Origin of the sequence: Pseudomonas sp. S31 (assembly GCF_016648105.1) — a bacterium.
Lineage (GTDB): Bacteria > Pseudomonadota > Gammaproteobacteria > Pseudomonadales > Pseudomonadaceae > Aquipseudomonas.
Genome location: NZ_JACVVE010000026.1, coordinates 78,137 through 88,283, shown reverse-complemented (window position 1 = coordinate 88,283; position 10,147 = coordinate 78,137). Strand labels below are relative to the sequence as shown.

The 10,147-nt window shown below is 63.8% G+C and carries 11 protein-coding genes and 1 pseudogene; 3 read left to right on the top strand and 9 right to left on the bottom strand.

The features are described from left to right. Nucleotides 1-22 precede the first annotated feature (22 nt). The 4 genes from IAE37_RS19065 to pnuC form a co-directional block, all read right to left on the bottom strand. Nucleotides 23-595 (bottom strand): adhesin, encoded by a 573-nt coding sequence (locus IAE37_RS19065; protein WP_201176027.1) that lies wholly within the window; start codon nt 593-595, stop codon nt 23-25. 1 nt (nt 596) lies between these two features. Beyond that, nucleotides 597-1,034, bottom strand: coding sequence for a hypothetical protein (locus tag IAE37_RS19060; RefSeq protein ID WP_201176025.1), 438 nt, complete (start codon nt 1,032-1,034; stop codon nt 597-599). A 299-nt stretch (nt 1,035-1,333) separates the two neighbouring features. Continuing rightward, complete coding sequence (locus tag IAE37_RS19055) at nt 1,334-1,885, bottom strand: AAA family ATPase (protein ID WP_201176024.1); 552 nt, start codon at nt 1,883-1,885, stop codon at nt 1,334-1,336. Next, on the bottom strand, nt 1,882-2,460 hold the full coding sequence (pnuC, locus tag IAE37_RS19050; protein WP_201176022.1) for a nicotinamide riboside transporter PnuC: 579 nt from the start codon (nt 2,458-2,460) through the stop codon (nt 1,882-1,884). The genes IAE37_RS19055 and pnuC overlap by 4 nt, the downstream gene beginning before the upstream one ends. A gap of 987 nt (nt 2,461-3,447) precedes the next feature. Here pnuC and IAE37_RS29280 point away from each other — a divergent pair. Beyond that, nucleotides 3,448-3,849: a DUF2599 domain-containing protein gene (locus IAE37_RS29280; protein WP_442967840.1), complete on the top strand. Its 402-nt coding sequence runs from the start codon at nt 3,448-3,450 to the stop codon at nt 3,847-3,849. Nucleotides 3,850-3,891: 42 nt separating this feature from the next. On the opposite strand, the gene IAE37_RS19040 is transcribed toward IAE37_RS29280, so the two are convergent. From IAE37_RS19040 to IAE37_RS29270, 3 genes and pseudogenes are all read right to left on the bottom strand, one after another. Next, nucleotides 3,892-5,292, bottom strand: coding sequence for a DUF2599 domain-containing protein (locus IAE37_RS19040; protein WP_201176018.1), 1,401 nt, complete (start codon nt 5,290-5,292; stop codon nt 3,892-3,894). 282 nt (nt 5,293-5,574) lie between these two features. After that, entirely contained in the window at nt 5,575-6,309 is a 735-nt protein-coding gene (locus tag IAE37_RS29275) for a methyl-accepting chemotaxis protein (protein ID WP_442967839.1), read from the bottom strand. 138 nt (nt 6,310-6,447) lie between these two features. Continuing rightward, nucleotides 6,448-7,119: pseudogene (locus IAE37_RS29270) on the bottom strand (cache domain-containing protein); the annotation flags it as partial. 392 nt (nt 7,120-7,511) lie between these two features. Between IAE37_RS29270 and IAE37_RS19030 the strand changes: the two are divergent. After that, nucleotides 7,512-8,342, top strand: coding sequence for an undecaprenyl-diphosphate phosphatase (locus IAE37_RS19030; RefSeq protein ID WP_201176014.1), 831 nt, complete (start codon nt 7,512-7,514; stop codon nt 8,340-8,342). 1 nt (nt 8,343) lies between these two features. Next, nucleotides 8,344-8,790: a DUF1294 domain-containing protein gene (locus IAE37_RS19025; protein ID WP_201176012.1), complete on the top strand. Its 447-nt coding sequence runs from the start codon at nt 8,344-8,346 to the stop codon at nt 8,788-8,790. Here the strand turns inward: IAE37_RS19025 and IAE37_RS19020 are convergent, their stop codons facing one another. Both IAE37_RS19020 and IAE37_RS19015 read right to left on the bottom strand, forming a co-directional pair. Beyond that, nucleotides 8,791-9,150 (bottom strand): MmcQ/YjbR family DNA-binding protein, encoded by a 360-nt coding sequence (locus IAE37_RS19020; protein ID WP_201176009.1) that lies wholly within the window; start codon nt 9,148-9,150, stop codon nt 8,791-8,793. After that, nucleotides 9,143-10,045, bottom strand: a complete 903-nt coding sequence (locus tag IAE37_RS19015) for a LysR substrate-binding domain-containing protein (protein ID WP_201176006.1) — start codon at nt 10,043-10,045, stop codon at nt 9,143-9,145. Before IAE37_RS19015 ends, IAE37_RS19020 begins: the two co-directional genes overlap by 8 nt. Nucleotides 10,046-10,147 lie beyond the last annotated feature (102 nt).

Below are 10,147 nucleotides of genomic sequence, written 5' to 3'. Positions count from 1 at the left end.
GTGTCGTTGCTTTACCTGTGGGTCAATCCGCGACCCGGATGCTCAGGGTATTGGCAGTTCGGTTTCCTACCCCGGCGCTCTGATTCACCTGGATGACCCCACGGCTACCGGTGAAGGCCCGGTCGCTGGTGGTGACCTGGCGATAGCCGGGTACGGATCCAGGTGAATCGGAGTTGTTGACCAGCGCCACGTTCTGCTGCAGGAGGACGCTGTCGTCGATACTTTGTGGTTGCGCACCGATGCTGATGCGCAACGCGTTGGCTTGCTGGGTATTGGCCCCGGCACTCTGGTTCACGCCCAGTGCGCCGCTGCCATGGCTGAAGGCATCGCCGTTGATCTGCGAGCGGCTGTCGCGGGCAGGGTCGGCCAGGGTGTCCAGGCTCTGTTTGATCTGGTAGTTGGCGCTGGCCCCAGGGCCGACCGCGAAGGCGCGGGCGTTGGCCTGTTGCTGTTGGTCGCCGGCCGCCTGGTTGACCGCCATGTTGCCTTGGTAGCGGCTGGCGGAGCTGTCGATGACGGCGGTATCCACCACCGGGGACTGGGCGAGGGCCGAGGTACTGCAGAACACGGCCAGGATCAGCAGCGAGTGCCTCATCTCACTGGCCTCCGGTGAGGATCTTGAGGGCGCCCATGCCGCGCTGGACGTTGGAGTTGACCATGTTGGAGATGCCGTTGCCGCCGCCGCTGGCGCGACCACCGGCCATGTTCGGCAACTGCTGCTGGTTGCCGATCTGGCCGCCGAGGTTGTTGGTCTGTTGGGTGACCAGCGTCGAGATGCCCGCGCCGCTGGCGATGCCGGCGAAGTCGCCATCGCTGAGCTCGTTGGTCTGCTTGAGCACATGCTCGGACGGGTTGGCGTTGACGGTGGTCGGGTAGGGGTCGGGGGCTAGCGGCGGGCGTGTGGCGTTGCGCGGTTGCACATCGCGAGTGATGACGATGATGCCGTTGTCCGCCTGCGCCGGGACGCTCAGGCTGGCGCCGATTGTGCAACTGATCAGCAGGAGGCCGTAGAAGCCTTTGTCGAGATTCCCCACGATGGCAATTCCTTCTTCAGTGCGCAGGTCCAGTCAGCATTGCGAGGGACTAGAGCAGAAGGTGTGCCGCTTTTTGCTAAAGCAGGAAAATCAATGGGTTATCGATATTTCCTAGAGTTGGCGAGTAGTTCGTTGTATCAGCGGTGATACAAATTATTCGCCCAATCGCCGTTGCGCCCAGCAATCACGACGCCTGAGGGTGATTGGGCGAGGGTGTTTCACAAATTTTTCACTGTCCCCGAAACCGGTGCAAAGCCCACAAATACGGGGGGTAGGCCCCCACAGGGTGTTGCGCCTGGTTAACACTGGGTGGGGCATTGGCGGGCTTTTTGCCCCAACCATTGCCCCACCGCCGCCATGGCAGCGTTCTCCCGCGCCAGCCAATCGCCGCCGATGATCTGCACGGGTTGCTGGTGGCCCCGCAACCAGGCCAGGCTGTCGTCGAAGAATGCCTGGCGATCGCCTAGCTCGGGCTGGCTGCGCTGGCCATCGGCGACCCAGCCCACGCCTTGTGGGCTGAGCAGCAGGTGCAGGTCGTAGCGGCGCGCCAGCAGCGCTTGCTCCAGCCACGGTGGGCAGTCGTCGAACAGGGCCCGGCTCCAGAGCATGTTGCTGAGCAGGTGGGTGTCGAGGATCAACAGCTCGGGGGCCTGTGCGCGTGCCTGGTCTTCCCAGGCCAATTGGCCCCGCGCGATGACCGGGATATCGGCGTAGCAGGTATCGCGGCACTCCTGGTCGATGAAGTGGCGCACGTACTCGGCCACCACCACGCCGCCGAAGCGCGCCTGGATCACCCCGCTCAGCCAGCTCTTGCCGCTGGACTCCGGGCCGCACAGCACCAGTACCTTCATGGCGCCACCGGTGATGCTGCCAGCGCCGGGTCACGGCGCCACTCCAGCCAGCCGCGCACGGCGATGACGGTGAGCACGGCGAAGAACCCGGCGGTGAAGTACATCTGCTGGTGCAGGTACTGGCCGACATAGGCCACGTCCACCACCACCCACAAGGGCCAGCATTGCAGGCGTTTCTGTGCCATCCACAGCTGCGCGACCAGGCTGAAACCGGTCAGGGTCGCGTCCAGCCAGGGCAGGGCGGCATCGGTCCACGTGGCCATGCTGGCGCCCAGCGCCAGGCTCATCAGCAGGCCTGCCGTCAGCCCGGCAACCAGGCTCGACGCCCCCAGGCGCGAGACCCGGCGGGCATCCTCGACGCGGTCCGGGCGCTTCCATTGCCACCAGCCATACAGCGTCAGCACGGCGTACGCCAGTTGCAGAAGCATGCCCGAATACAGTTTCACCTCGAAGAACAGCCAGGCATAGATCGAAACCATGACCAGACCGATCGGCCAGCACCAGGCGTTCTGTTTGACGGTAAGCCAGACGGCGGTGACGCCGAGCACGGCGGCGACGAGTTCGAGGCCGGACATCGGCGCTCCTTGGGCGTGGAAAAAGGCGCGATTGTAACCTTGCTGGCACCTGCGATGTAACAACTAGCGTGCGCATGGGCTGAGGCAGACCTGACATTTCTGACAGTTGTGCCGCCTTGGGGGTTCGGTGAGTTTTAAACGGCTGGCCACCGACCCTCCGAGGAGAAAATGATGAATCGCACTGGATTGCTGTTTGCCACCTTGTGCCTGGCGTTGCCCGGCAGCCTTGCCTATGCGCGCAGCTGCGAAGAAACCGCACGTGCTCAACAGGCACGTTACGACGCCACGCCGGAGAATTGCGGCAAGAGCTCGTCGCCGGCGTTCCTCTGTTCCGGCATTATCCTGCGGGCGACCGAGCCTGCGCCACGGGAAGGGATGTACAACTCGTGGGACGTCAGCCCGACCTCCGAGAGGAGCAAAGGCACATCGTTTTCCTATCTGCGCAAGGATGCCAACTTCAGACGCCTGGTACAGGACCAGAACAACGGCTACATCCTCTACCCGATCAATGAATTACCGGAGTCGAAGCAGAAGTACTCGGTACTGTGCGCATTTCCGGTGGATGGTGGCACCAACAGCCGGCGCGAGAATGGCTGTGGCACCGCCTCAGCCGCTACGGCCAAGGCCAAAGGTGCGCCCTGCCATCGACAGGACATCACCACCGCCGAGCAATGGGTCAACCAATACCAGAAGGAATCCAAGGGCGATAACCGCAACTCTTGTGGTTTTGCCGTGCGGGATGACCTGGACAAGTATGCGGTCGAGAACTTCAACCAGTCACTGCGGGCGATGCGCCAAGGTGACTTGTTCCGCAGGCAGAACGAGTTGCGCCTTGAGAACTGGAAACGCGATGGCGGCGATGAGACCCTGCCCATCGAGTCGTTCTTCCATCTTGCCGGCGATAGCGAAGGGCTGGCAGATGCGCGCCTGGACCAGACGCGTTACTTCAACCAGACCGGAGTATGGGTTCCGATCATCGCCCTGAGCATGCCCGAGCGCCCGGACGGCCGGGCGCAGTTTGCCTGCAACGCCAGGGATCAGGCGATTGCCGAGCGTGAGCGGACACCGACCAACGAGTACATCGAATCTGGCCGTTGGATTCGACGCTTCGACCCTGGTACCGGCAAGGAGGAGTGGACCCTTTCGCTCAAGCTCACCGCGAAGGGTAGGGAGCAGAAAGGCTCGAGCGGCTCGGATGCCGTGTACGCCGAAATGCGCAGGAAGTTCGGTGACGATTACCAATGGACGCAGAACGACGGTGGCGGCATGCGCCGCCAGTTGGTCTGTCACTACCAGATCGCGCGCAACAAGAATGAGTTCAACCTTGAGCCGTTCCGCCCCAACGTGAGTGAGGCGGCTGCGCAGAAGGCTGGCTGCAATCCACTCTGAAGCCGACGGCGCCAGCGCTCGCAGTGCTGACGCCGACACGTTTCAATGAGGGTTACAACCCTGGGCCTTGGCCTGCTGCGCACTGGCCACAGGACGGAAGGGTTCGAGATTCCAGACGTTCTTCTTCGGATAGTTGGCGACCAGGCACGCCAATTGAGCCCGCATGCTGCCTGGGCTGTGTTCGTTGTCCCGCCATTGCGGGTCGTTGCCGTGGGTGTGCAGCAACTCGTCGTATACCGCCTGTTGTTCGCGTGCCTGGGCTGCCTTGCCCGCTTGCGTGGGGGTCACGCTCAGGGTCCACTCCTGGCGACCCGTGCCAGGGTCCAGACGCAACTGCCAATCGGCAGACTTGATGAACTGCCGGCCGGGTTCTTCAGGCGCGGTCGCCGGCTGCTCGGCTATAGCGCCAAGGGGCACGGCCTGGTCTTCGGCGGCGTAGCTGAAGCGCTGGCTTGCAGGTTTGCTGAAGTCCATGCGCAACACCGGCACGGCGTAGCCCTGGGCATACAATTTGCGCTGGAAGTTGCGGGCCGGCTCCAGCCCGTTGGTGGGCTTGGCTTTCTCGGCATCGCCCCGGGTGTTGGCGACGTAGGTACTGTTCACGTCCCAGACCATGGCGTCGATGTACGGCAGCCGCGCGCTGCCATCGCTGCCGCTACCGGCGTTGCGCAACAGCATTTCGTTGAGCTTCTGGGGTTGGGCGAAGGCATCCCGTGCGGGCACCTCCCTGCCCAACAGGTTGCGTGTGACGACGTTGGGATGCTCGTGAACGGTGATCATCGCGTTCCAATCGCTGGGCTGTTCGACGTTCCACGAGCACTGAGTGACCTGTATGCGGTTCAGGTCGGTGCGGGCGTAGCGATAGTTCTTGCGCCATTGATCGGCACTGTCGATGTTCAGGCTGTCGCAGCTACCATAGGCCAGCGCGTGGTTGCGGTTGGCCGGCGTGGTGCCGGAGTTTTTCTGGAAGTTGGCAGGCAATGCCTTGTTGTAGGCGCCGCAACCGTACCATTTACGCTCAGGGCCGGTGAACCCATCGAAGCTGTAGATGCACATGAAGCCTTTCTCCAACACCGGCAGCTTCAAGGCATGCGCATCCATCGGCGTGCGCAGGATGAAGCCTGCGGGGCGGATCAGGCGGTTGGTACTCAAGTCCTTGCGGATCCAGCTGAACGAGGTGGCGCCAGTCTTCTGCGCGTAATCACTGTAGTCCCAGGGATTGAAGGGGCCATCGTCGACCATGCGCAGGGTCACTCCACTGCAGTAGTAGTGCCCGCGAGGGGCGCCGGTATCGGGCTCGCGGCAGTGATTGTCGATGTTGTTGTAGTTGTGGTTGATGCGCTGCAGCGTGGCGGCAGGGTCCAGCGCGATGACGCTGGTATCGGCGATGGCGGCAAGCGGCAGCGTTGCCAGCAGGCTGGCTGCGAGGTAACGAACGTCCATGATGAACCTCCCAGGAGTGGAGGTTTCACCATGTTGTCGGCGGCCTTGGGCGTCTACTGGCAGAAATGCCAGGTAGGCGGCTAATGCCAGTCAGTTAAGCAATTTGGGTCCGCTTTGCGGCCCTTCGCGGGCAAGCCCGCTCCCACAGATTTGGCGCTGAGCTTTGGAAATGCGCGGTCCCTGTGGGAGCGGGCTTGCCCGCGAAGGGCTGCAGCGCAGCCCCAGTAAAGTCTGCTGGAACCTTAACTGACTGGCATTAGGTAGGCGGCCGCCTTTTTGGGGCTATACGCGGAACTGCTTGAGCAGTTGCTCCAGCGCTTCGCTCAGGCTTGCCAGCCGAGTGCCGGCTTCGCTGGAGTGGCGTGCGGCATCGGCGGTCTGTTGCGAGAGCCCGGCGGTGTCGAGCACGTTGCGGTTGATTTCCTCGACCACGTGCGACTGCTGCAGGGTGGCACTGGCAATGGTGGCGTTGAGTGCGGTCAGGTTCTGCAGGGCCTGGCTGATGGCATCCAGGCTGGAGCCAGCCTCACGGGCTTGCTCGACCGTCTGGCGCGAGGCCTCGCTGCTGGTGTCGATGGCGCGCACCGCAGCGTCGGACTGCCCTTGCAGGTGTTCGATCATGGTGTGGATCTCGGCGGTCGACTGGGCGGTGCGCTGAGCCAGCAGGCGTACCTCGTCGGCGACCACGGCAAAGCCCCGGCCCTGTTCACCGGCCCGGGCCGCTTCGATGGCGGCATTGAGCGCCAGCAGGTTGGTCTGTTCGGCGATGGAGCGGATCACTTCGAGCACGCCGCCAATTCGTGTGCTGTGCCCGGCCAGCTCGCGGATGACCTGTACCGCCTGGTCGATGGTCGCCGAAAGCCGGTCGATCTGCTGCAGGCTGCCGTGGATCGCCTGCTGGCCATGTTCGACCTGCTGTTGCGCGGCGCGCATTTCGCCGGCGGCCTGTTCGGCGGTCTTGGCCACGTCCTGCACGGCGTAGGTCACCTCGTTGACCGCAGTGGCCACCTGGTCCATCTGCAACGACTGCTGGCTGCTGTGCGCTTGCGTGGCCCCTGCGTTGTCGCCCACCTGGCCCGCCGACTGGGCCAGGGCATGGGCGGTGCCCTGCAACTGGCCGACCACGCCCTGAAGCTTGCCGTTGAAACGGTTGAAATGCTCGCCGAGCTGGCTGAGTTCGTCGCGGCCATCGGTGTCCAGTCGGCGGGTCAGGTCGCTTTCGCCACTGGCGATGTTGCCCATCGCCTGCACGGCCTGCTGCAACGGTTGGGCGATGCTGCGGGCGATCAGCATGACCACCAGCGCCATCAGCAGGACGATGCCCAGGCCGAGCAGCAGGCTGTCGCGCAGTTGCCGGTTGAATTCGGCCTGGACGTCGTCGACGTAGACGCCGGAGCCGATGATCCAGCCCCAGGGTTTGAACAGCTGGATGTACGAGGTCTTGGGGACCGGGTCGGCGGCACCCGGCTTGGGCCAGCGGTAGTTCACCGGGCCTTCGCCCTGGCTGCGGGCGAGGGCGACCATCTCGTTGAACACGGCAAAGCCGTCGGGGTCACGGATGGCCGAGAGGTCCTGGCCATCGAGCTTGGGGTTGGCCGGATGCATGATCATCCTGGGACCCAGGTCGTTGATCCAGAAGTAGTCGTCCTTGGCATAGCGCAGCCCGCGCACGGCCTGCAGCGCCTGGGCCTGGGCCGCGTCGCGGCTCAGGCTGCCTGCCGCTTCCAGGCCCTGGTAGTAGGCCAGCACGCCAGCGGCGGTCTGCACCACATGCCGGGTTTTCTCGGCCTTGGCCTGGTAGAGGTCGCCATGGACTTGGCGCAACATCAACAAGCCCAGGGCCACCAACATCGCAATCGCCACCAGCAGAATCAGCCACAAACGGCGGCTGATCGACATCGACCTCAATGCCTTCATCAATGCTACTCCCTGATTGTTCTTTTTATTCAGGCCTATCCAACCATGGCTTGGCGCTGTGCCAAACTCGACCAATGGCTAACTGCCATTATTGGGCGCTAGTTCAGGGCAGCACAAGCCTTGGCAGGGGCGCTCTGATAGGATCTCGGCCGCGTCAGATGAAACCTTTAGGTGGGGTGAACTTTTCTGCTGGCATTTGTCCCACCTGTCGCTGTAAAAACCGCATGGCCATGCGTGGCAACCACAAGCAAATCAAGAATTAGGGGCCTGCACACGTAGGCAGTGCTCCAACGGGGGAATGGATGGATTATTGGAGTGCCTTTCAGGCAATCATCTTGGGTGTGGTGGAAGGGCTTACGGAGTTCCTGCCCATTTCGAGCACCGGTCACCAGATCATCGTCGCTGACCTGATCGGCTTTGGTGGCGAACGGGCCATGGCATTCAACATCATCATCCAGCTCGCGGCGATCCTGGCCGTGGTCTGGGAATTCCGCCGCAAGATCCTCGACGTGGTCTTCGGCCTGACCAGCCAGCCCACGGCGCGCCGCTTCACTGGCAACCTGTTGGTGGCATTCATGCCGGCGGTGGTGCTGGGCGTACTGTTCGCCGACCTGATCCACGAGTACCTGTTCAACCCGATCACCGTGGCCGCGGCCTTGGTGGTGGGCGGCTTCATCATGCTCTGGGCCGAACGCCGCGAGCACCGGGTGGAGGTCGACCATGTCGACGACATGCGCTGGAGCCACGCCCTGAAGATCGGCTTCGTGCAATGCGTGGCGATGATCCCGGGCACTTCGCGTTCCGGCTCGACCATCATCGGCGGCCTGCTGTTCGGCCTGTCCCGCAAAGCGGCCACCGAGTTCTCGTTCTTCCTGGCCATGCCCACCATGGTCGGTGCGGCGGTGTACTCGGGCTACAAGTACCGCGACCTGTTCCAGCCCAGCGACCTGCCGGTGTTCGCCCTGGGCTTCGTGACCTCGTTCATCTTCGCCATGATCGCCGTGCGTGCGTTGCTCAAGTTCATCGCCAACCACAGCTATGCCGTGTTCGCCTGGTACCGTATCGTCTTCGGCTTGTTGATTCTGGCTACCTGGCAGTTCGGCTGGGTCGACTGGTCCACGGCGCAGGGCTGACATGGCCCGTGCGCAAGCGCCACAGCGGCGTGCCAGTGGCCGTGAACAAGGCGTGCGCAACGCGCGCCTGAAACTGCTGGCATTGGCGGTGCTGTGCCTGCTGCCCATAGGGGGTGCGGCGCGGATGGCCTGGGCCGGGCAGGGCTGGATACCTCTGGCGCTGTACCCGCTGGCGAGCCTGGTGACCGTACTGCTGTACTGGCAGGACAAGCAACAGGCACGCAGCCAGGCCTGGCGCACGCCGGAGAAGGTCCTGCATGTCAGTGAACTGCTTGGCGGCTGGCCCGGCGGCCTGCTGGCCCAGCAGCTGTTCCGGCACAAGACCCGCAAGCTGTCGTATCAGCTGGTGTTCTGGGGCATCGTGTCGCTGCACCAGGTGTTCTGGCTCGACTACCTGTGGCTGGGTGGGCGGCTGCCGTGGCAGTCGTTGTTCGCCAGCCTCGGCTGACTACAGCAGCAAGCCCACCTGCGAACGTTTCGGCAGGCGCCGTACCACCAGTTGGTGCGAGCGCCGCAGCAGGTCGCCGAGTTCGTCACGGCCCATGGGGTAGGGTGGCGTCATGCTGATCCAGCGTGCCCGTGCCAGGTACGGGGCAGGGCGGATGCCAGGGCGATCGCAATAGCCGAGAAACAGCTCGTCGGCCACCTTGAACGACAACCCCGCGCCAGCCAGGTCGAGCACCGCGAACATCTTGTTGCCGGCCACCGAGAACACGCGGATGCCACCCCACTTGTAGTCCTCCCTTGCTCCGGGCAGGCTCAGGCAAAACGCCGCCACCTGTGCCTCGGTCATTTTCTTTTCAGACATAACGCTCTCCACAGGCCTCGAACGAGACCGCCAGGTGGTCGATCCATGCCCGTACCGCCGGCAGCAAGCCGCGGCGATGCGGATACACCGCTTGCAGGTAGCCGCCTGGCAGCGACCACTCCGGCAGCAGGCGCACCAGTTCGCCGCGCTCCAACTCCTCTTCGCAGAACATGCTCGGCAGGGCGGTGAAGCCCAGCCCAGCCCGCACAGCGGCGTTACGCACCACGAAATCGTCGATGGCCAGGCGTGGCTCCAGGGCGATTTCCTGCTGGCGACCGTGGGGCCCGAGCAGGCGCAAGTGCACCAGGCGATCGGCCTCGGCGGCGCCAAGGACGGGTAGCGAGGCCAACTCGGCCGGGTCGCGGACATGGTCGGCGAAGCCCGGTGCCGCCACCAGTTGCATCTGCGCCTGGCGCAGGCGGCGAGTGACCAGGGTCGGGTCTTCATCGCCGAGGTCGCGCACCCGCAAGGCCACGTCGATGCCCTCGGAAATCAGGTCGACGCGGCGGTTGAGCAGCACCATGTCGAGCTGTACCAGCGGGTACTGTGCAAGGAACCGGCTGATCACCTCGGGCAGGAAGGCATGCGCCAGGGCTACCGGGCACGACACCCGCAAGCGCCCGCGCGGCTCGCTGCTCATGCTCGCCACCACCTCGTCGGCGGCCTCGGCTTCCATCAGCATGGCCTGGCAGTGGTGCAGGTAGCGCTCGCCCACGGCCGTGAGCTTGAGTTGCCGGGTGGTGCGTTGCAGCAGGCGGGTGCCCAGACGCTCTTCGAGCTCGGCGATGCGGCGCGACAGGCGCGATTTGGGAATGCCCAGCTGGCGCCCGGCGGCGGCGAAGCCACCGGCCTCGACCACGCGGGCGAAATAGAATAGGTCGTTGAGGTCTTGCACGTTTTTTGTCCACTGTCCTACACATGGGACAAACTAACGCATTTTTGCTGTCTTTTCAGCTATTGGCTGGTTCGGTAGGATTCTCCCCATCGTGATCGCCCA